This window comes from Paraburkholderia sp. SIMBA_053, from assembly GCF_046534895.1.
Lineage (GTDB): Bacteria > Pseudomonadota > Gammaproteobacteria > Burkholderiales > Burkholderiaceae > Paraburkholderia > Paraburkholderia caledonica.
On sequence record NZ_JAWRXU010000001.1, the window covers coordinates 1,238,929 to 1,258,954 of the forward strand.

17 protein-coding genes are annotated in these 20,026 nt (G+C 60.8%); 7 read left to right on the forward strand and 10 right to left on the reverse strand.

Annotated features, from left to right (window positions below; translation table 11 throughout):
- Positions 1–16 precede the first annotated feature (16 nt).
- Both SB753_RS05635 and SB753_RS05640 read right to left on the reverse strand, forming a co-directional pair.
- Positions 17–559: a carbonic anhydrase gene (locus SB753_RS05635; protein WP_088174152.1), complete on the reverse strand. Its 543-nt coding sequence runs from the start codon at positions 557–559 to the stop codon at positions 17–19.
- A gap of 116 nt (positions 560–675) precedes the next feature.
- The gene (locus SB753_RS05640) at positions 676–1,662 is read right to left on the reverse strand and encodes a nitrilase-related carbon-nitrogen hydrolase (protein WP_410799389.1); all 987 of its coding nucleotides are present in this window, start codon (positions 1,660–1,662) and stop codon (positions 676–678) included.
- 219 nt (positions 1,663–1,881) lie between these two features.
- Here SB753_RS05640 and SB753_RS05645 point away from each other — a divergent pair, with 219 nt between their 5' ends.
- Positions 1,882–2,838 (forward strand): GlxA family transcriptional regulator, encoded by a 957-nt coding sequence (locus tag SB753_RS05645; RefSeq protein ID WP_027804418.1) that lies wholly within the window; start codon positions 1,882–1,884, stop codon positions 2,836–2,838.
- A gap of 137 nt (positions 2,839–2,975) precedes the next feature.
- Positions 2,976–3,446 carry a ribonuclease gene (locus SB753_RS05650; RefSeq protein WP_410799391.1) on the forward strand — a complete coding sequence of 157 codons (471 nt, stop codon included), beginning with the start codon at positions 2,976–2,978 and terminating at the stop codon, positions 3,444–3,446.
- A 34-nt stretch (positions 3,447–3,480) separates the two neighbouring features.
- Here SB753_RS05650 and SB753_RS05655 read toward each other — a convergent pair whose 3' ends face one another.
- The 3 genes from SB753_RS05655 to SB753_RS05665 form a co-directional block, all read right to left on the reverse strand.
- Positions 3,481–5,058, reverse strand: coding sequence for a hypothetical protein (locus SB753_RS05655; protein ID WP_410799630.1), 1,578 nt, complete (start codon positions 5,056–5,058; stop codon positions 3,481–3,483).
- Positions 5,059–5,743: 685 nt separating this feature from the next.
- Entirely contained in the window at positions 5,744–7,297 is a 1,554-nt protein-coding gene (locus SB753_RS05660) for a methyl-accepting chemotaxis protein (protein ID WP_410799393.1), read from the reverse strand.
- Between the two features lie 347 nt (positions 7,298–7,644).
- On the reverse strand, positions 7,645–8,790 hold the full coding sequence (locus SB753_RS05665) for a glutathione-independent formaldehyde dehydrogenase (protein ID WP_020066725.1): 1,146 nt from the start codon (positions 8,788–8,790) through the stop codon (positions 7,645–7,647).
- Positions 8,791–9,661: 871 nt separating this feature from the next.
- Between SB753_RS05665 and SB753_RS05670 the strand changes: the two genes are divergently transcribed.
- The 3 genes from SB753_RS05670 to SB753_RS05680 are packed head-to-tail and all read left to right on the forward strand — an operon-like array spanning position 9,662 to position 12,140.
- Positions 9,662–10,711: a lyase gene (locus SB753_RS05670; RefSeq protein WP_410799632.1), complete on the forward strand. Its 1,050-nt coding sequence runs from the start codon at positions 9,662–9,664 to the stop codon at positions 10,709–10,711.
- Positions 10,708–11,352, forward strand: coding sequence for a DUF1326 domain-containing protein (locus SB753_RS05675; RefSeq protein WP_204521933.1), 645 nt, complete (start codon positions 10,708–10,710; stop codon positions 11,350–11,352). Before SB753_RS05670 ends, SB753_RS05675 begins: the two co-directional genes overlap by 4 nt.
- A complete protein-coding gene (locus SB753_RS05680; RefSeq protein WP_410799395.1) occupies positions 11,349–12,140 on the forward strand; it encodes a DUF2182 domain-containing protein in 792 nt (263 codons plus the stop codon). Before SB753_RS05675 ends, SB753_RS05680 begins: the two co-directional genes overlap by 4 nt.
- 211 nt (positions 12,141–12,351) lie before the next feature.
- On the opposite strand, the gene SB753_RS05685 is transcribed toward SB753_RS05680, so the two are convergent.
- Both SB753_RS05685 and SB753_RS05690 read right to left on the reverse strand, forming a co-directional pair.
- Positions 12,352–13,182, reverse strand: coding sequence for an MFS transporter (locus tag SB753_RS05685; protein ID WP_410799397.1), 831 nt, complete (start codon positions 13,180–13,182; stop codon positions 12,352–12,354).
- Positions 13,182–14,033 carry a class I SAM-dependent methyltransferase gene (locus tag SB753_RS05690; RefSeq protein ID WP_410799399.1) on the reverse strand — a complete coding sequence of 284 codons (852 nt, stop codon included), beginning with the start codon at positions 14,031–14,033 and terminating at the stop codon, positions 13,182–13,184. The genes SB753_RS05685 and SB753_RS05690 overlap by 1 nt, the downstream gene beginning before the upstream one ends.
- A 131-nt stretch (positions 14,034–14,164) precedes the next feature.
- On the opposite strand from SB753_RS05690, the gene SB753_RS05695 reads away from it, so the two are divergent.
- The gene (locus SB753_RS05695; RefSeq protein ID WP_410799400.1) at positions 14,165–15,103 is read left to right on the forward strand and encodes a LysR family transcriptional regulator; all 939 of its coding nucleotides are present in this window, start codon (positions 14,165–14,167) and stop codon (positions 15,101–15,103) included.
- Positions 15,104–15,241: 138 nt separating this feature from the next.
- On the opposite strand, the gene SB753_RS05700 is transcribed toward SB753_RS05695, so the two are convergent.
- Together SB753_RS05700 and SB753_RS05705 are read right to left on the reverse strand one after the other, a co-directional pair.
- On the reverse strand, positions 15,242–17,626 hold the full coding sequence (locus tag SB753_RS05700; protein WP_410799402.1) for a filamentous hemagglutinin N-terminal domain-containing protein: 2,385 nt from the start codon (positions 17,624–17,626) through the stop codon (positions 15,242–15,244).
- Positions 17,627–18,144: 518 nt separating this feature from the next.
- On the reverse strand, positions 18,145–18,324 hold the full coding sequence (locus SB753_RS05705) for an IclR family transcriptional regulator C-terminal domain-containing protein (RefSeq protein WP_410799404.1): 180 nt from the start codon (positions 18,322–18,324) through the stop codon (positions 18,145–18,147).
- Between the two features lie 8 nt (positions 18,325–18,332).
- Here SB753_RS05705 and SB753_RS05710 point away from each other — a divergent pair, with 8 nt between their 5' ends.
- Positions 18,333–18,479: a hypothetical protein gene (locus tag SB753_RS05710; protein WP_410799406.1), complete on the forward strand. Its 147-nt coding sequence runs from the start codon at positions 18,333–18,335 to the stop codon at positions 18,477–18,479.
- Positions 18,480–18,546: 67 nt separating this feature from the next.
- Here SB753_RS05710 and SB753_RS05715 read toward each other — a convergent pair whose 3' ends face one another.
- Positions 18,547–19,899 (reverse strand): alpha/beta fold hydrolase, encoded by a 1,353-nt coding sequence (locus SB753_RS05715; RefSeq protein ID WP_410799408.1) that lies wholly within the window; start codon positions 19,897–19,899, stop codon positions 18,547–18,549.
- Positions 19,900–20,026 lie beyond the last annotated feature (127 nt).

The following is a 20,026-nucleotide window of genomic DNA, read 5'->3' on the forward strand; positions in this document are numbered from 1 at the left end:
TTCGTCCAGGCGGCTTTCAGCCTGCCGTCTCACGCAGAGGTGAAGGCGGAACCACGACCTTGACGAGGCCTGTCTTGACGTCGTAAACCAGTCCCGACACGATCAGGTTATCGGGAAGGTTGCTGTTCGCGCGCAGTGCGGCGACATCGAGCGCCACCGCCTCGTATGGCTCCGTGACAGCGAGCTTATCGAGCGCGTCCGTCTCGACATCGAGATGCTTCGCGAGCAAGGCGGGCGCGTGCTTGTAGCAGCCGATAATTCCGCAATCGGTGTGTTGCAGCAGGACGAGATTGCGCGCACCGTCCGGGCGTCCTGCAGCTTTCGCGACGACGCTCAGCACTGCAAGCGTTTCAAGCAACGGTTTGTTCACCCGACCACCGACATTGCGAATGACGGCCGCCTCACCCTGCTTCAAACCCAATACATTGGCGGGATCGACGCGAGGATCGACACAGCCGACCACCACCGTTCCCGTCGACGGCATCATCTTCAGATCGGGCGCAAACGTGGTGTTTGCGAAGTCGGCGTTGCGCTCCAGCATGACATCGTTGAAGTCCATTTTTGCTTACTCCTGCGTTGATGGCTCGAAGTGGCCAGGTTGACTCACAAGCGTCTCGCGCATCGCACTCGCGAGATGCGGATTCGACGACGGTATTGCGCGATTGCACACGCGGTTCACGCGATCTCTTCCAGGTCGCTGGCTGGCTCTTCTCCCGCTGCACGCACCGAGCGCTCGATGACATGAAACTTCGGTGTCCGATCGATTACGAGCCCAAGCACGTCGGGACGGCTGTAATGACCGCGCGAGTCCATCATCCGTTTGCGCTTGTCGATCTGCCAGAAATCCAGATCGGCGATGATCTCGCCCTCTCCTTCACGCAGCGGCGCGCCACCCATGTACTCGCCCTCCGGTGAAACGATGGCGGTGAAACAGCCGCTCGAGATCGGGCCGATCTGGGTTGTATTGGTATCGTGCAGAATCTGCTGTTGCTGTTCGGGCGTCAGCCAGGCGGTCGCATTGACCACAAAGGCTCCCGCCTCCAGCGCGTGCTGGCGGATGTTCACGGAGATCTGCTCTGAGAAAAGATCGCCGGCGAACGAACCCGGATACATCGCCGAATGGATTTGCTCTCCGTCGGCCATCAGCGCATAACGCGCGAGCGGGTTGTAGTGCTCCCAGCACGCCAGTTGACCAACCCGGCCCACAGCGGTATCAACTGCACGCAGGCCTGAGCCGTCACCCATTCCCCATACCATTCGCTCGTGGTAGGTCGGCGAGAGCTTGCGACGCCGCTGCACGAGCGTGCCGTCGGCGTCGAACAATAGTTGCGTGTTGTAGATCGTGCCGCCGTCGCGTTCGTTGACGCCAATCGATACGACCATTCCGGCCTGGCGCGCCGCTTCGCCGATTGCGCGAATCGTATCCGACGGAACGGTCACCGCCTGTTCGAGCAGCTTGTAATGCTCGGCGCCCATTGCAAAAGGCGATTCGATGAACGAGAAGTACGGATAATAGGGAACGACGGTTTCGGGGAACGTCGCGAACTGGACGCCCTGCTTGCCGAGTTCGAGAATCTTTTTGACGACTTTGTCGACAGTGCCTTCCCGGCTATACAGGACAGGCGCGATCTGGACTGCTGCGGCGCGGACGATTTTCGACATGATGATGTTCCTTTGGCTAGCTGCGATGCGATTAAGAGAAGTGCTTGAACCTTAACGTCGCGAGCCATTACGATCCATGTCGTTGTTGCCACCATTCAAGACATTCGTGGCCCGACCGCAGTAAGCTGGCTATCTGGATTCACAGGTCCGCCATCGGGGAATTCGACCCAGACGGCGTTCGTTCACACCACGTTCATACTGCGTACGGCGGAATCAGATATGCACCGGATTGGCTTTGTAGTGCCAAGAAGATTTCAGATGTTGAGCCTCGCGGCTCTTACGGTGTTCGAGATCGCGAACATGCCGCCGAGAGGCCCGTGCTACGAGGTCCATCTGCTGTCCGAACACGGTGGTCCGGTTGTATCTTCGGGCGGTATGACGTTGGAAACCGAAGCGTTCGGCGATCCGGCATTCGACACGGTCATCGTGGGCTCTATTACTGAAATGAAAATGCCCGCTGCCGATGCTCCCGTGGTTGCGTTCGTGAAAGAGGCAGCGAGAGCATCGAGACGAGTAGCCTCGATCTGCAGCGGGGCATTTGTCCTCGGCGAGGCAGGACTTCTGGATGGCAGACGCGCAACCATGCATTGGGCACACGCGTCCGAATTCAGGGCGCGCTTCCCGAATGTCCGCACGGAAGAAGACCGGATATTTGTCAACGACGGTCCACTGTGGACTTCGGCGGGAATGACGGCGGGGATCGACCTCGCCCTGGCTTTGCTCGACAACGACCTCGGCCCGGACGCCGCAAAAATGGTTGCCAGACTTCTCGTCATGAATCAGCGGCGATTGGGTGGCCAGATGCAGCATTCAGCACTGCTCGACATGACGCCGAAATCCGATCGGATCGAATTGGTCCTCGCGCATATTCGCCGCAACCTGCGCAATCCACTCACCATCGAGGAACTTGCGAATGTCGCAAACCTCAGCCCGCGCCAGTTCAGCCGCGCCTTCGCCACCGAGACCGGTCAGTCGCCCGCCAAAGCTGTCGAACAATTACGCCTCGAAGCAGCCAGATTCATGATCGAGCAAGGCCGCCACACCATTAACGTGGTGGCGCAGGAAACAGGTTTCGCGGACCGCGAACGTATGCGCCGCGCGTTCGTGCGGACGTATGGTGTACCCGCCGATATTCTGCGCAGGAGCGCCCGGCGCGAACCGGCCACTGACAATTGAAGGCGCTTTATGGCGGGGGCATGGTTGTCGCGTGCCGAATGCCGACTTCCGGTCGAACGTTGATTCGCTCCGCCATTAGCGATACCTTTACATCTGTCCTGGTCGTCGAGTGCTGGTCAACGAGGGAGGATCGTTTCGTGAAAAGCGCGTGGGCTTTCTCATGCATCGTCGCCATGAGCGCGATCCTCGGCGGATGCGGCAAGGGCGGTTCGCAAAACGTCACTGAGGCATCGAGCGCATCCGCGAGCCAATCACCGGCTCAGCCAGCGCAGGGCGCGAGCGGTACACTCACCGCATCAGGCGCGCAGGCGACGGGCGCACTGGGCACCGTCACCAAGGCGCAGTTGCCGGGGGAAGCAGCCGAGACACTGCGGCTGATCGCAGCGGGCGGTCCCTTCCCGTTTGCGGACGACGGTGTGCTGTTTCGTAACAGCGCGCTTTTGCTGCCCAAGCATCCGCGCGGTTACTACCACACATACACGGTTCGCACCCCGGGCTCGACGGATCGCGGGCCGCGCCGGATCGTATGCGGTGGACCGCGCAAGCAAACCAGCGACTGCTATTACACCGACGATTACTACGCCAGTTTCAAGCGCATTGCAGGATAACGAGCGGCGCTGATCCGTTAAATGTCGATCCCGCTCACACGTCCGGATTGCTTTTTATAAAGCCGGTGAACGCGCTATACGACGGAGTGATGGGCGTACCGTCGAGCATGATGCCGTACGTATCGTTTCCGCTATCGAGCACATACAACATGACCGACTGGATGCTGTGAGTCTTTCTCGCGGAATAGAACTCGCTCAACTGGCTCGTGATGTAATTTGCCCGATAGGCCTGCGTCCGCTCCGGACCCGTGTTCCACTCGCTGATGATGAACGGCACGCCATAACGCGCTTTGCAGTAGGTCGGCAGATCGAACCCCGGACTCTGGCCGTCGGCGGGAATCGCGAAGATGTCGCCATAAACTTCGTAGTTATGCCAGGTGGTGATGTCCCAACGAACCTTGGGGTAACCCGTGCTGCTGTCGGGCTGATTGCCTTCCCACAATGCATCGGATGCGCCGATATCATTCACGCAAAAATTGACGCCGCATTTCGCCGATGGCTGTACTGACTTCACGCCGTCTATCATGCCGCGCAAGACGCCGCGCAGAAGCGGCCAGTTGGTGTTGTTGAAGTCGGCAGCCTTGGTGCCGGCGTTGGTGTCGTCGAGAATGATCGCTCTGTCACGGGTCAGTTCGTTGCCGCATTCGTACATCGTCACGCCGTATGGCATGAGTGCGCGAGCTACCGTCGCGCCGGAACTGAAGCCCGCGTTGTAAGCCGCCGACTCGCTTGCATAGAGAGTGCCGTCGTTGGCGTACATCCCTTGCTGGATCAACGCGAAGACCTGAAGCCCTGCCGTCTGGAATGTCCGCGCGATGTCGGTCACTGGGCCGAGTTGCGATGAGTCCGCCGTGCAGCCGACACGATAGATTGTGCAGCCCATCGTCTTGAGAATAGTGACGAGTTGCGCGGGCGTGTACAGGTAGTCGTGGTGACCGTTCATGCCGTAGAACGAACCCGGGGCCGGTGCGGTAGTGACGCGCGGGTCCGAGCAGGCGAGCCATTGAGCCTTGACCTCAGCGTTGACATAGAACTGACCGCTGGTATTGCGCAGGTAGATTTTGCCGCCGTACCACAGCGCGAGAGATACGTTGTAGTTCGTTCCCGCCACCACGCCGTTCTTATACGCGACGCCGTTCACCAGGGTCCACTTTGCGCCCGTACTGTCGATGATGTAAGGCGCGGACGGCATCGTGGTGCCGTCTGCCGAAGTGCCGCCGGTCAGCCGAGGATCGGCGCACCTGATCCAGCCCGTACCGTTCCATTGGTAAAACTCGCCGGATGTGTTTTCGGCGTAGACGGCTCCGGTGTAGTACATGGCGAGCGCAACGTTATAGTTGTTCCCCGCTACTACACCGTTCTTATAAAGCACGCCGCCCGTAATGGTCCAGACCGCGCCCGCGCTGTCGATGATGGAGCTGGCGGGCGGCATGGCCGTGCCGTTTGCCGAAGGCGAGGCGGTGGTGCGCGCCGTGGCACGCGCGGCGGAATTGCCGCTCGCAGTGCGCGCGGCAACCTCGCTGTCCTCACCTCCACCTCCGCCGCAGGCGCTAAGAACACAACTTCCGCCGAGGGCAACGAGCCCTCCAATAAATTGACGCCGCTTAACCATGGTGATTTTCTCAATCGATAAATAGCTTTGAATTTCGTTCGGGCTGCTAACGATCAAGAACATCGCTTCCCAAACTCCACTGCGGATTTGGCCTGCTTCAGCGCGTAAGACCTGGCGATGCTGACATTGACCTTCGTTGCGCTACGCACTAGGCGCAGACCTCAAGAAGGGAGGAAATCAGAAATTATTTCCGGTCACTGTGTTGCAGGCTGCAATTCCTACTTTCTATATCGGCCTGAGATGTGAGAACTGCTGCGTTTGCGGCGAATAGTATGAATTTTGCTGTAAGGGGGACGAGAGACGAAGAATCGCCTTTCTTCCGAGGAAAGGCGGGAGAGCGTTGGCTGTGCGGTTTTGGGGCCGGAGGTTGGCCCTAGTGTCGAACGGCCGTTCTGGCCGATCATTGGCAATCAGTGTGCGAATGGCAGGAGTGTCGCGCGAGCGCCAGCACAGGGCCGGGTGGCGATATCAGATGGCGTAGTGCCGCGTGCCGGTCGCTGACGGATTGCCCGCCATCTCTAGATGCAGGGGATCAATGGATACGGCTCAAGATGACTTCACCTGCTTGGCGCCGGGTATGTCTTTCGCCGCGCCAGGCGCGCCGACGAAGTCACCACTCATAAAACTTGCCCGGGGTGGCAGCGTCGGCCGTAGTTCGCCGCGCCGCCGGCCTTCCTCGTACGCACTAGACGAGCGCAGCGAACTGCGGTGCATGGTTCGTGCGGAACACCGCGACGGCGTCGCGCAGAGACCGCGCCTGCTCTGACATCGCCTGAGCCGCCGCCGACGCCTGTTCGACCAGTGCAGCGTTCTGTTGGGTCACCTGGTCCATCTGTACGACGGCGTGGTTAACCTGTTCGATACCGGTACTCTGCTCGCTCGACGCGGCCGAGATGTCAGCAATGACTGTCTTTACCTGATGCACTGAGTGCACGATGTCGTCGATGATTCCACCAGCGTTGTGCACAAGCTCAGCGCCCGCCGCCACGCGCTGCGATGACTGGCTGATCAATGCTTTTACTTCCTTCGCGGCAGCCGCGCTTCGCTGAGCGAGCGCACGCACTTCGCCAGCGACAACTGCGAAACCTCGCCCTTGTTCGCCGGCGCGGGCCGCCTCAACGGCCGCGTTGAGTGCCAGAATGTTTGTCTGAAAAGCAATACCCTCGATGACCGCGATGATCTCGCTCACTTCCGACGAGCTCTCGCTGATACCTTCCATAGTCCTGACCACGCTCAGCATCACGGTGCCGCCGGAGCTCGCAGTGTCAGATGCCTTTTCAGCAAGCGACGACGCGAGTCCCGCGTTCCCGGCATTCTGGCGCACCGTGCTTGTCAGTTCTTCCATACTGGCGGCCGTTTGCTCCAATGAGGCGGCCTGCTCTTCCGTACGTGCGGACAAACTCAGATTGCCTGCCGCGATTTCCGAACTCGCCATCGCAACGCCGTCCGCGTTGTGACGCACCGTACTCACGACGCTTAGCAAGCTGGATTGCATGTCGGCGAGTGCTCTCAGCAAAGCGCCGAGTTCGTCCGAGCGATCTACATCTATCTTCGAAGTGAGGTCGCCCTGCGCAACGGTGCGCGCTACCTCTACCGCAGTGGCAAGCGGTCGCGTGATTGAGCGGCTGAACAGCATCGCACCGCTCAATCCCGCGGCGAAGGCCCCCATCATCAACACCAGACTGATTGCGCCGGCCCGACGCGCGTCTTGGTCGGCTTGCGCCGACATCGCCGCTGTCTTCGTCGCGATTTGCTCGACCACTTCACCGAGCAAATGCGCCGGTTCGCGATCGACGCCGGCGACGGCCCGGTCCCCGACTGTCGGCTCGAAATCGTTCGCCTTGAACGCTTCCAGTCCTTTGCGATAGCCGTTGCCCATGCTTGTATGCGCGTTGCCAAACCGCTCGACCAACGCACGCGTTCCAGGTTCATCAAGCGCTGAAAGCAACACTTTCGTTTCTTCGTCGACAAGGCGTTCCTGTTTTTCAAAGGCGGCCCAGCCCTTGTCGAGTTTCGCGGGGTCCTTGCCACGCAACAGCACGTCTTTCCATTCCTGAACTTGCAGTTTGAAGTTCACAAGGATATTCGCGGCCATTCGCTCATTCGCGACGTGTATGCGCACAAGCTCGTCGTACTCGCCAAGCGAGCGATGCATCGAGTACAGGCCGTACATCGCGCCGGCGAACATCAGGAAGAGTGCCGCGGCAAAACCGAGGGGGAGCTTGAATGCGAGTTTCATGCAAGTCTGAGAGAAGGAGTGGGTACCGTACCGTGCGCATCGTGTCGGGCACTGTTGCGGTCTGCGGTCGGGCGCTTACTCTCAGGGTTTACGGCAGTGCGTAGATGGATCTGAATAGTCAAAAACAGATTGTGATGGGAACGCACAGAGACACTGTTCTGGCACCGCAAACCCAAACACACTACAAGAAAATGATTAGGCGTGGCCGCGCGAATGCGCAGTCGTGCTCCTCGCGCGAATCGCGGGTCGGGCTGCGATCGACCTGCGCAAACCGGGCCGGTTGGACCTTCGTCGAACCCGGCTTGCATGCAGGTCTCCGCCATGCACTCACTGATGAGAAAACGCGCTCATCCCGCTGGCTTCAGGACTACTTTCGTCCAACCGTGGTCGCGCGAGTCGAAGTGCTGGTAGGCCTCAGCCGCCCTGCTCAGTTCGAGCTCGTGTGAAACGATGAAAGAGGGTTTCGCCCTACCCGCATGAATCAGATCGCGCAACTGGCGGTTGTAGGCTTTGACGTTGCACTGCCCAGTGGCGATATGCTGGCCCTTGAACCAGCACATTCCCCAGTCGAACGCAATCTGCCCCTTCTTGGCCAGGTCATCGGGTGCGCCGGGATCCTGCGGTGTGAATACCCCGACCACACCGATACCGCCGGTGAACTTCACCGACTGGACGAGATTATTCATGGTCAGATTCGGAACCTCCTTTCCGGCGGGATCATGGCATTGATAGCCGACGCACTCGCAGCCGACATCGGCACCCAGCCCATGAGTGAGCTCCTTGATCCGCTCGACTGGATTGCACTTCGAATCGTCGATGGCGACTGCACCGATTGATTCCGCCAAACGGAGCCGGTCGGGATGACGATCGACCACCATCACATTGCAGGCGCCCTTGACCATCGCTGCATGCGCGGCCATCAGCCCGACTGGACCCGAGCCATAGATGACGACTGCATCGCCCGGCCTCATTCCGGCGAGCTCGGTGCAATGCCATCCGGTCGGGAAGATATCGGCCACCATCACATAGTCGTTCTGCTTTTCCTCGGCATCAGGAGGCAGCTTCAGGCAGTTGAAATCGGCCCAAGGAACGCGCAGGTATTCCGCCTGTCCGCCCTGATAGGGTCCCATGTCGGCGAAGCCGAAGGCAGCGCCTGCCATGCCGGGCTCAGGATTGGCAGCAAGGCAGAATGCGGTCAATCCCTTTTCGCAATTCCTGCAATGCCCACAGCTGATATTGAACGGCATGCACACCCAGTCACCGACTTTCAAACGTTCAACGGCCTGCCCCACTTCCGTGACCTGGCCGAGATTCTCATGCCCGAAAACCCTCCCCTTTTCAAAGTCGGTCCTGCCTTCGAACATATGCAGATCCGAACCGCAGATATTGGTGCTTCTGATCTGCACGATCACATCAGTCGGACGCTCGATTTTTGGATCGGGCACGTTCTCCACGCTGACATCGCGCGGCCCTCGATAGACAACAGCTTTCATCAGGTTGCTCCGGTTACGCGCAAGCCTGCCCGACCCTGCTCCCTCGATTGATGGAAGTCGTGAGTCGGAGCGGGCAGCGCTACCACATGACCCTCCGCTTATGCCCCCGGGCGTCGTACCGGTTTCGAATACCTGTGCGTTGCCAGGCCGTTCGACCGCGTGGTTCCCAGCGTCTTTGACGTCGTCCCAATGCTACGCAACCAGCCGCGGAGGGTTTTCTCCATCGGATCAGCTGGTCGATTCGCACAGACGTCGTTTAGGGCAGCAATGGATATTCCAGACGAAAGCGATGCGAGCCGGACGCGACGTGTATTTTCGTGCCATCTCCTCGCGCTTCCCATGCCAATCGCAGCGTACCTTTACGCAGCAGTTCGCTGGCATCGAACGTCGACGCCAAAGTTGCGCGCCGGGCCGATGCTTTCTCTTGTACTTGCGGGGACCGATGTCGCCGAGAGGTGTGTGCGTAATTACAAAGGACGGATCAAACTGTCCACGTTGAATGCGTCGCAATGGGTCGTGTGTCCAGTTGATGACGTGTGTATGACGCAAACGCCAGCCAGATCTACGTTCGTCGAAGCGCCGGAAAGGTCTCGTCGATCAGTGCACCTTACGTGTGCGGCGGGTCGGTTTTTGTCATCGCGTGTCGCGTCATTGCGCGTGCCGCAATCCAATGTCTGCACACGCATCGTCTGTGACGAACCCGAGAATTCTTCCGGTAAGTGCCACAATAAACATGGCGTGCATGTGCAAGCCAACTCTGGTTACGGAGGCAAACGTGATTCACATCGCAAACGCATCGGCGCGAGCACCGGCGAAGAAAATCTACGCGCTCCGTTTCTCGCAATACTTTGCGTCGGTACTCGCTGGCGCGATGTTAGTCACAGCTTCGGTACAGGCTCAGTCCCCTTCGTTCGACTCGTTTGCCGTGCCGTCCGGTAGCGCACCCCACGATGTCGCGCCAGAGCCTGGCGGTGCCGTCTGGTACACCGCGCAGGGGCAAGGCGCGGTCGGAAGGCTGGACCCGCGCAGCGGCAAGACGGAACGGATTGCGCTCGGCAACGGATCGGCGCCGCATGGCGTGATCGTCGGTCCGGACGGAGCCGCATGGATCACCGATGGCGGGTTGAACGCGATCGTACGTGTCGATTCGAAGACACTCGCTGTCACGCGCTTCCCATTGCCCAAAGACCGACAGAACGCCAACCTGAACACCGCCGTTTTCGACAAACGCGGGCATCTGTGGTTTACAGGACAAGGCGGAATCTACGGTGAGCTAGACCCGGCAACCGGCAAAATGCGCGTGTTCGATGCACCGCGCGGGCCGGGTGCCTATGGAATCTGTGTCACCCCCGACGGCAGCGTGTACTTCGCTTCACTGGCCGGCAACTACCTTGGCCGCATCGACCCGGTGAGCGGCACGGCTCAAGTCATCGAGCCGCCGACACCGGAACAGGGAGCGCGCCGCGCATGGTCCGATTCGAAAGGTCGCGTCTGGATCAGCGAGTGGAACGCGGGAAAGGTGGGAGTGTTCGACCCGGCGGCGCGTCGGTGGCGCGAATGGAAACTGCCGGGCGCCGATCCGCATGTGTATGCAATATTCGTCGACGACAAGGACATCGTCTGGCTCAGCGAATGGAGCGCTAACGCGCTCGTGCGCTTCGACCCGCAAACGGAACGATTCGAGACGTTTGCGCTGCCTCGCTCACATGCGAACGTACGCCAGATGATGGGCCGCCCGGGAGAAGTCTGGCTGTCCGAGTCCGGCACGGATCACTTGCTGCGCTACCGGTCGAGCACAACGGTTGCCGGCAGCAACTTACAGACCGCGCACCTCAGCCCAGGCTTTAACTTTCCTTTTCCCCTGCATACACTAGATTCGAGCCACGTGACCCGTCGCGGGGCACAAGGAGGACGACCATGACTCCCTGGGAAATTCAAGGCACCGAACTCGTCAATTGCAATTGCTCATACGGCTGCCCCTGCCAGTTCAACGCCCTGCCGAACAACGGCTTCTGCGAAGCAATGGGCGCCATCTCGATCAGCAACGGTTATTACGGCGACGTGCCGCTAGACGGCGTCAAGCTTGCGGTCGTGTTTCAGTGGCCCGGGCCGATCCACGAAGGTAAGGGCAAGTGCCAGCCGATCGTCGACGAACGAGCTAGCCCCGCGCAACGAGAAGCCATTCTGAAAATCATGACGGGGCAGGACACCGAACCGTTCGCGACGATGTTCGCCGTTTTTGCATCGACGGTCGAGCATGCATTCGACCCGGTCTTTACGAAAATCGACTTCGACGTCGATGTCGACGCCAGGCGCGGCCGGGTTCATGTCGAGGGCGTATTCGACGTCGTCGGCGAACCGATTCGCAATCCAGTAACGGGCGACGAGCACCGCGTCCGGATCGACCTGCCTCACGGGTTCGAATACGAACTTGCCGAGATCGGCTCCGGCACGAGCCGCTCGCAGGGAAACATCGCACTGGATCTCAAGGGGACTTATGCGCAGTTCGCGCAACTTCACCTGAATAACAAAGGACCGATCCGGCATCGCGCCGCGGCATGAGCAGCTTCGAAATTGCCGTGGGGCGCGAGCGCGTGATCACCGCGCTCGGCATTGTTGCCGTTGTCGCGTTTTCGTGGGCCTACGTGTGGACCGGCGCGGGAATCGGCATGTCCGCGCTGGAGATGACGGCCGTCGCGCTGTTCCCTCATCGACTGGCAGACGGCGGCGGGGGAATGGATCTGTCGTTGCCCACCGTGATCCTGATGTGGTGGGTGATGATGATCGCAATGATGACACCCAGCGCGGCGCCGCTGATCCTGTTATATCGACGCGTGTTGCGGCACCACGCGTCCACCGAGTCCAGTTCGGCCGTCCCGTCGATGTTTCTGCTGGCCGGTTACCTGACCGCATGGCTGGCCTTCTCAATCTGCGCGGCATCGCTCCAGGAGCTGCTGCAACCGACCGGCCTCATTTCGGAAATGATGCTGTGGTCGAGGAGCGCTCCGCTTTCCGCGATTGTTCTGGCCTCGGCGGGCCTCTACCAGTTCTCGCGGATTAAGCGCGCCTGCCTCGCGCAGTGCCGTTCACCTGTCAACTTTCTCACTGCGCACTGGCGCCCTGGCGTTGCAGGCAGCTTCCTGCTCGGAATGCGTCATGGAATTTACTGCGTGGGCTGTTGTTGGCTGCTAATGGCATTGCTGTTCGTCGGCGGCATCATGAATCTCATCTGGATCGCCGCGCTGGCGCTGATCGTATTCGTGGAAAAAATCCTGCCCGGCGGAGAGCGAGTCGGCCGCGTGCTGGGCGTCGTGCTGATTGTCTGGGCAGGCGTTACTTTGCTGGTGTGATCCGCTTTTCTCTTCGCAGTCGATCTGTGAGTGACCGGACAACTCCGTCCGTCAGTAATCAGCTCCCCTTAGCAAAGAAACTCCATTGTGAATGCGCTTGCGTGGCAAGCGCCGACACGAGCCCGGTCTGAGACGTCCGAAACTGACGACACCCGGCGGAATAATGACCGGCACGAAGTGTCGTCGGGCGCATTGAAGGGCGTCATGCAGATCAGCCTGCGCGTCGCCGCATCAGTTGGCGCAGCGACAGTGCATGCAGCAGGATCGACCCTGGCACTACGAACGCAGGAGTCAGCACATCTGGATAAGCGCCGGCGCCGATGCTTGGCACGGCTGGAACGATCAACTGGAATGGACCGGGCGAAGTGATCATCCCCAAGGTAATCGCGACGGCGAAGTCGGCGAGGCCGAACACGTTCCAGGCGATCGCCGCCTTCCGCCCTTGTTCTGCACCGCTGGCCACAGCAATTGCCACCGGCACGGCAAGCAGACCGGTCAGCACATCGCCGATTCCCGCCGGTAACGCGAACACGCCCGGCAGCAACCCGTGCAGCCACGCAGCGAGCGCCCAACTGCCGAATATCCGGTAAAGCTGCAGAGCGACAAGCCAGCTTGCCGGCATCGCATCGAGCACCCGTCCCACCCGCTTTGACAACAGCAGCAGCGGAGCGCCGACCATCACCGGCACGAAGATCGCCAACGGCAACATCGGCAAGGGCGAGGCATCCGTGCGGAAGGCGCCATTGATCGCCGCGCTCCAGACAACAGCGAACCAAAGCGTGTCTGGGATCATGACCGCGAGCCAGGTCGTACGCCGTTCGCCCGGCGTCAGGTCCGTGCTTTCGAGGCCTAGCCACAAACCCACCGCGATTAACGCATGAACCGTCAACTGATGAGCAGTGGTCGGTACGCCGCTGGTCGGGATGATCGGCTGCCAATAGATCAATACGATCCACAGCGCCACCGACGGGATGAGCCAAAACAGGCTGCGCCACGCGGGAGCGCGCGGGACGATATCGACGGGGACGCGGACGGCGGTCATCAGCGGTTCTCCAGGTGATTTGCAGTCTTCGCGGATGCTTTCTCGAACACCGCTGTCAAGATGCCGAGTCGGCCTTCCATGAGATTTCGGCCCAGGTTGGTGGTGAGCTGGGCGAAGTCCAACCCCATCACCACGCCGAGATTGAGCGAGGACGGCGGCCCTGACGCACGCAACTGCACAAACCAGGCCTTCGCTGTCCCGGTGTCGTCTTGCGATGCCAGCGTGCTGAAACCTGCTTGTTCGATCGCCGCGTGCGTTTCATCGGCCGTGAGGAGAAAGCTCGTTGCCGGCGTCCGCGCCCAGGGAACGGGATAGTGCGGCTCGCCGCCGTTTGCGACGACGTCGAACGTCGCAAATCTGCCGCCCGGCTTCAGCACGCGCCGGATCTCCTGGTACAGCCGTGGGCGGTCCGCAATGTTCATTGCGACGTGCTGCAGCAACACGGCGTCGAAACAGTTGTCGTCGAAGGGAAGATCCAGCGCGCTGCCGGCATGGAACGACACCTGTTCACTCTGCCCGGTGCGCCGGCTGAGATAGCGTGCGGCATCCACGAACGGCTCGCTGAGATCGATACCCGTCACGCGGCAGCCGTACGTTGCAGCCAGAAAACGGGCCGGCCCGCCAACACCCGACCCGATGTCCAGCACCGACATGTCAGAGGTGATGCCGGCCAGCGCGGCAAGCTCGGCGGTGGCAGCAATACCACGGGTGTGAAACTGGTCGAGCGCGGCCAGTTGCTCGGGTGTGAGCGGCTGATCTTCCGGTCCGAAAGCCACGAGCGCGACCTTCAGCCGCTCGGTCAGTCCTGTCGCACGATAGTGATCACGCACGCCATCAAGTGCATCCTTCATTGCAAGGTTCCTCCACGGTCCTGACGCATTGTCGAGAGCTTGCGAGTCCACATCGGTACGACTCTTTGCCCACAGGCATAGGTGTACCATCGTCTCTCGCGAGCGACTATTCATCACAATGTTGACGGGCTATGAAGCAGATCTTCACAGTCAGGCAGGGCGCGCTCGATGGCGTGGAGGCGTTCTTGTGCGTTGCCCGGCATCGCAGTTTTCGCAGGGCAGCCGCGGAACTCGGCGTGACGCCGTCGGCGATCAGTCAGGCGGTGCGTGTGCTGGAAGAGCGCATTGGCGCAGTGCTCTTCATACGCACCACGCGTAGCGTCGGCCTGACCGAAGCAGGCGAACAGTTTCTTTCGCGCGCAAAGCCTGCGTTCGAGGAACTCGTCGCCGCCAGCGACGTTGCGCGTGGCCTCGGCCAGCGGCCCAGCGGATTGCTGCGTCTTTCGGTGCCGCGTGCGGTGGTGCCACTGCTGCTCGATCCTCTGATCGCATCGTTCCACCAGGCTTATCCCGAGGTCGAAGTGGAGATCGCCGCAAGCAGCGATCTGGTCGACCTTGCAACTGAAGGGTTCGATGCCGGTATCCGGCTGGGTCAGTTCGTCGAGGCGGACATGGTCGCCGTGCCGTTGACGCCGCCGCTTCGTTTCGTCGTTGTCGGCAGCCCAGCCTACTTCGCGGCGCGCAGCCGGCCGGAGCACACCGACGATCTGCGGCAACACGCATGCTTGCGGTGGCGCAAATCCAGCGGCGCGCTCGCGCTATGGTCATTCAACAACGGCGGCAATGCGATCGAGATCGCCGTAAGCGGCCCTTTCATCGCCCATGATTTCCCCACCATGCTGGGTGCGGCAATGGAAGGTATAGGCCTTGCCCAGTTACCTGAGCCGATGGTCGCCGAAGGACTGCGAACCGGAAAACTGGTAGAAGTGCTGAAGCCGTTAGCGCCGGTGATACCAGGCGTGTTTCTGTACTATCCAAGCCGCCGGCAAGTCATGCCGAAACTGCGCGCCTTCATCGATCATGTGAAGAGCCGCCAGGCAGATCAAGGCAAAGTCCCAGATACAAGATGACGATGGCGATCATGAGCCGGATGCGTTTGGTGGAAGCTCACCGTCGCGAGCGGGACAAACCTGCGGTGCCCGAAATTCCTAAACTAAGGTAGCCGGGCTGACGCGCGCATCAACAGCTAGTTCGCAAGTAACACCGCGTCATGGTTGCGCGAGCCGGTTCAGCGACGGCCCAAAATAGCCTGCCACCCAAGTGCCGTTTGCACCGAAGTCCCATGTCGGTCCGAAGCTTGCAGGATCGCGCAATTCCAGGTCGGTGAGGCCGCTCGAACTGGCCACGGCCGTGCCCGAACCGACGCCGGCTTGCGCGCCCGACGACTCACTGTTCCAGAAGACGTCGTTGGCGATGCTGCCGCTATTGTTGCCCGCGATGCCGCCCACTGTCGCGTTGGCGTCCGGCGTGAGCTTCGCATACGCGTACGACTGCTCAATGCGGCCGGTATTGTTGCCAACCAGTCCGCCGACCGTCGTGCCGCCGCTCATCTGGAACGCGAAGGCGTAAGAACGCACGATGTCGCCATTGTTCGTGCCGACCAGGCCGCCAAAAGTGCTCGGCGCGCCGGCTGTCATCGAGTTGAGCGAATACGAACGATCGATGTGCCCGTCGTTGCGTCCGACCAGCCCGCCCAGTTCACCCGTGCCGGTGATGTTCACACCCGCCCACGACCGCTCGATGTTGCCGAAATTCTCGCCAACCAGCCCGCCGATCACCGAGTTCGCGTTGCCCGTGGACGTGATGATGCCTGTCGCGCCGACATTGATCAGCGTCCCGTAATTGACTGCCGCGAGCAAACCTACAGGCCCCGAGGACGACGTCCCCGTGCCGTCTGCCAGCGTGAAGTTGCGCACCACCCCATCTTTGCCGATCACGTTGAACATTCCGGCATTAGCGGCGAGATGAAGATCTGCCGGCAGATGGCCCATGCCGTCGAACTGGCCGGTGAACGGATGGTCGGCGGAGCCAATCCCGCCGAACTCGCCCGCATCGACGAATTCAATTCCGCGCGGAGCCAGCGCATAGTTGCCCGCGAGATTGTTGTTCACCGCGCGCAGGTCGTCCAGCGACGCGATTAGCTGATAAGCCGTGAATTGCGTGAGCAGCCCACTGAACGGCGCGGCCTGCCATGACGGATTCGTGACGACCGTGCCGCGTGTGAAAGTGCCGTTGATGTCGTAAAGCGCCGTGATGATGCCGGTGCTTCGCGACCAGTCGAGCGTGCCCTGATTGATCACGCTCCCGCCGCTGTCGAAGCCATAGCTGTCGGCGGAAAGCGTCAGCGGGCCTGCGCCGATGTTGGCGATTGTGACGCGCGGCGCGATGGTCAGCGAGTGCGCGGCATTGAGATTAAGCGACGCGTCACCGCGCCAGCGCAGACTCGCTTCCACGTCGATGTTGCCTTTGCCGTTCGCGCCCAGCTTGCCGTCGGCGCCATTCGCCAGCACGTTGACCGACGCGCCGCGGCTCAGGCTGGCGCCGAGCGTGTCGGCGGTGCGCGCATCGACGGTGAAATCTCCGGTTGTGATGTTCCACTGTCTGGCCTGGACGTCTGCGCCGCCCACCTTGACGCTGCCGCCGGACATCTCCACTACGCCGCGGCTGCCGTCCGCGTTGCGAGCGCTGATCTGAGCGCCGCGTGCATCGATGTTGCCTGTGTTGACGCGGTAGTTTATGGTGGTGTCCGCGACAAGCCAGACGTGTCCGTCGCGCGTCGCCGTGCCCGTCGCGCGCAGCGCACCCGAGCGACCGGCCAGCGCGAAGATGTTGCCGTCCGCCGCCTGAAGGTTGATGGTCGCCGCTTCGACGGTGCCCGTGTTCCTGATCGTGCCGCCGCTTCCCACATCGACGGAAAGCTGCTGATAAGCGCTATCGTACAAGCGCACCTGACGCCCCACGGCAGATTCCGCGTTGCCGTTGGGCGCATCTATCTTTCCTGCATTGACGACCTTGCTGGCCGATATAAGCAGAACGTCGCCGCCAGACGACGAAATCCTGCCGAGATTGACGACATTGGCCGTGGAATTCCCGGTGTAGGCCGTTCCGCCGATCGCGCGCGGATTGAGGAAGCTGTCGTCGGAAACATCGAGGGTCGATGCCAGAAAGCGGCCACCCGTCGAAATCACGCCGGTTCGACCGATCAGCACGCCATTTGGGTTGATGAGATACACACTGCCCGTCGCGTTGAGCGCGCCGTAGATCGCGGACACATCGCTGCCGGTCACGCGGTTGAGCGTCGCGCCCGTGCCGTTGTTGATCGACACGGTGTTCCCCGCACCGATCGAAAAACTGTCCCAATTGATGATGCCGCGCCCGCCCGCTTGTGTGATGTTCAGGTTCCGGCCGTTCTGCGCGATGCTGCCCGTGGTGCCGACGAAACTGCCGCCCTGCGGTAGAGGTCCTGCCGCGACACTCGCGTGACCGTAGAGAAGCGTCGCCGCGGCAAGCCCTAACCCGGCCCACCGTTTGGCTAACGACCGCTGACGATCATGGAGTGCGCGCGTGCCACGCGCTAGCGCTGCAACGGTCATAGAACCCCCTTTTTCCGGCATCAATGTTTCGCCATCCTGAGCGAGTGCGCTCGACATCAGGCCAGCGGCGCACGTTCATTGATCTGAAGGTTAGCAGGGGGAACAGCCGTAGTCAGTCAAAAGTTAGTAGTTTGCGCCTTGTCTTTTCGCGCGCGTCATGTGCAGCAAAAGACGAACCTGACCGACAGGACGGCACGCTTATTTGATGACCTTGCGCCAGAACACCAGGTACACAGCCGTGCCGGATGCGACTAGAAGGATTCCCCACATAGGGATCATGCTGATGAGAACAGAGGTGGCAGACATTTCATACTCCCGGTTAGCGCGATTACGTTTACAACACCACTGCTTTGTTCTTGCGTGCACGACGCGATCAACAGGTGTTGTGTTCAACGACGTATTGATGCTAACGCTCCGTCCGGTCGTTTCCCTGCGGTCCCCTGTCGCACCGGTTTGCGCCCGATCAACGAATATCACGTTGTCGATCGCGGTGTACCGGTGCATCCGTTGTTACTCATTTACTGCGCGAATGCGTTAACCGCCGCTTTCAGGATCTTCGCCAAGGCGGCTGGATTGCCAATGCGAGCCGTTGGGCCCGCAACGGATAGCGCGCCACGAACCTGTCCTCCACTCACCACCGGCCCCGCGACGCAGGTCAAACCGGCGATCAGTTCTTCCGCATCCAACGCGTATCGCAAATCGCGCTATGGCAAAAGTTCAGGATCGCCGCGGAGCCCGGAGGCGCAACCGCTTTTTCGCCGCGCTGACCTCGGGCGCCTATGTGCGCTCGCCCGGTGAAAAGATCGCCGTCGTGATTTGCGGTGGCAACGCCGACCCGGCGTCGTTCGCGTAGTGCGTCGCAAGCCGCCGCTCTCTCAGACAGCGCGCGGTTGCCGCGGACAACATGCGCGCCAAGCGTTTCAGGTACGCAAGGACCTCAACCCTGTGCGTACTTCATTGGCCAGGATCGTCGGCACCTCCCATGCCGGAAAATGGCCGCCCGTTTCGGGCTTATTGAAGTAGATCAGATTGTGATACGCCTTTTCGGTCCAGCTCTTCGGTGCCTGGTAGTTTTCTCCCGGAAACGCGCTGATCGCGGCAGGCACGTTGACGTCGGCCGCCAGAAAGAAGTTGGCGCGCGACTCCCAGTAGAAGCGCGCCGCCGACACGCCAGTATTGGTCAACCAGTAGAGCGTGATGTCGTCGAGCAGGTCGTCGCGCGTCAGCGCCCCCGAAGAGTGACCGTTGACTGGATGACCGAGCACGGCCGCACTCAACGCCGCAGCGGGCTGACCGTAGCCGTCGCCATGGTCGAGCATCCAGGAAGCCAGCGCGACGGGCGAGTCGGCCAATCCGTACAACGTCTGCGGGCGGGTACCCATTTCGAAAGCGTAGCCGCGCTTTTTCTTCGCGTTGACGCTCAATTGTTCATATGCGTGTTTCTCTTCGTCGGAAAGACCCGTTGGCATCGGATCGCCTGATGCGATTGACTTCAGGATATCGGCCGGCACTGATGCGGGGAAATTCACGTGAATGCCGATCAGTTCGGGTGGTGCCTGCTTGGCCATGATGTTCGAGACAATTCCGCCGAGGTCACCGCCTTGCGAAGCAAAGCGCTGATAGCCGAGGCGCTTCATCAAGACGACCCACGCGCGCGCGGTACGCTCCGGTCCCCAGCCCGTGGTCTGAGGCCGCGCCGAAAAACCATAGCCCGGCAACGACGGAATGACGAGGTGAAACGCGTCCGACGCCGGTGCGCCATATGCGGTCGGATTGACGAGCGGATCGATGATCTTGAACTGTTCAATCACCGAGCCGGGCCAACCGTGCGTCACGATCAACGGCATTGCGTTTTCATGCTTTGATCGCACGTGGATGAAATGGATATCGAGTCCGTCGATCTCGGTCATGAATTGTGGATACGAATTGAGCCGTGCTTCGCACTTGCGCCAGTCATAGCCCGTCGCCCAATAATGCGCGAGCCCCTGAATGGTCGCGAGTTGAACGCCCTGCGACTCGTCGGGCACCGTCTCACGATCCGGCCAGCGCGTCGCGTTGATGCGACGCCGCAGGTCGACGAGTTGCGACTCGGGGACGTAAACACGGAACGGGCGGATTGCTGTCTTGTCGCCATTCGCGGGTTCCGTGATCTTGCCTATGGCCTGATTCGTGTCGGCGAAAGCGAACTGGCTTAGCGAGCCTGCGGCGAGCGCCGCAGCCGTCATGCCGACAAAGTGCCGGCGAGATGTGGATTGAGGGATGTCGTTCGACATGGTATCGGCCTCCGGTTCCGTTCAGATTGTCGCGCCGCGCGTGAAGTCCGCGACATACAGCTTGACGAAGTCATACATGCTCGTGGGCTTAAGAATGGGCCGTTCATGGCTCGCATTCGTCGTCATA

Coding starts and splice junctions, on each gene's coding strand:
- SB753_RS05635 (WP_088174152.1), bottom strand. CDS start 559: ATGGACTTCAACGATGTCATGCTGGAGCGCAACGCCGACTTCGCAAAC.
- SB753_RS05640 (WP_410799389.1), bottom strand. CDS start 1,662: ATGTCGAAAATCGTCCGCGCCGCAGCAGTCCAGATCGCGCCTGTCCTG.
- SB753_RS05645 (WP_027804418.1), top strand. CDS start 1,882: ATGCACCGGATTGGCTTTGTAGTGCCAAGAAGATTTCAGATGTTGAGC.
- SB753_RS05655 (WP_410799630.1), bottom strand. CDS start 5,058: ATGGTTAAGCGGCGTCAATTTATTGGAGGGCTCGTTGCCCTCGGCGGA.
- SB753_RS05660 (WP_410799393.1), bottom strand. CDS start 7,297: ATGAAACTCGCATTCAAGCTCCCCCTCGGTTTTGCCGCGGCACTCTTC.
- SB753_RS05665 (WP_020066725.1), bottom strand. CDS start 8,790: ATGAAAGCTGTTGTCTATCGAGGGCCGCGCGATGTCAGCGTGGAGAAC.
- SB753_RS05670 (WP_410799632.1), top strand. CDS start 9,662: ATGTTAGTCACAGCTTCGGTACAGGCTCAGTCCCCTTCGTTCGACTCG.
- SB753_RS05675 (WP_204521933.1), top strand. CDS start 10,708: ATGACTCCCTGGGAAATTCAAGGCACCGAACTCGTCAATTGCAATTGC.
- SB753_RS05680 (WP_410799395.1), top strand. CDS start 11,349: ATGAGCAGCTTCGAAATTGCCGTGGGGCGCGAGCGCGTGATCACCGCG.
- SB753_RS05685 (WP_410799397.1), bottom strand. CDS start 13,182: ATGACCGCCGTCCGCGTCCCCGTCGATATCGTCCCGCGCGCTCCCGCG.
- SB753_RS05690 (WP_410799399.1), bottom strand. CDS start 14,033: ATGAAGGATGCACTTGATGGCGTGCGTGATCACTATCGTGCGACAGGA.
- SB753_RS05695 (WP_410799400.1), top strand. CDS start 14,165: ATGAAGCAGATCTTCACAGTCAGGCAGGGCGCGCTCGATGGCGTGGAG.
- SB753_RS05700 (WP_410799402.1), bottom strand. CDS start 17,626: ATGACCGTTGCAGCGCTAGCGCGTGGCACGCGCGCACTCCATGATCGT.
- SB753_RS05710 (WP_410799406.1), top strand. CDS start 18,333: ATGGCAAAAGTTCAGGATCGCCGCGGAGCCCGGAGGCGCAACCGCTTT.
- SB753_RS05715 (WP_410799408.1), bottom strand. CDS start 19,899: ATGTCGAACGACATCCCTCAATCCACATCTCGCCGGCACTTTGTCGGC.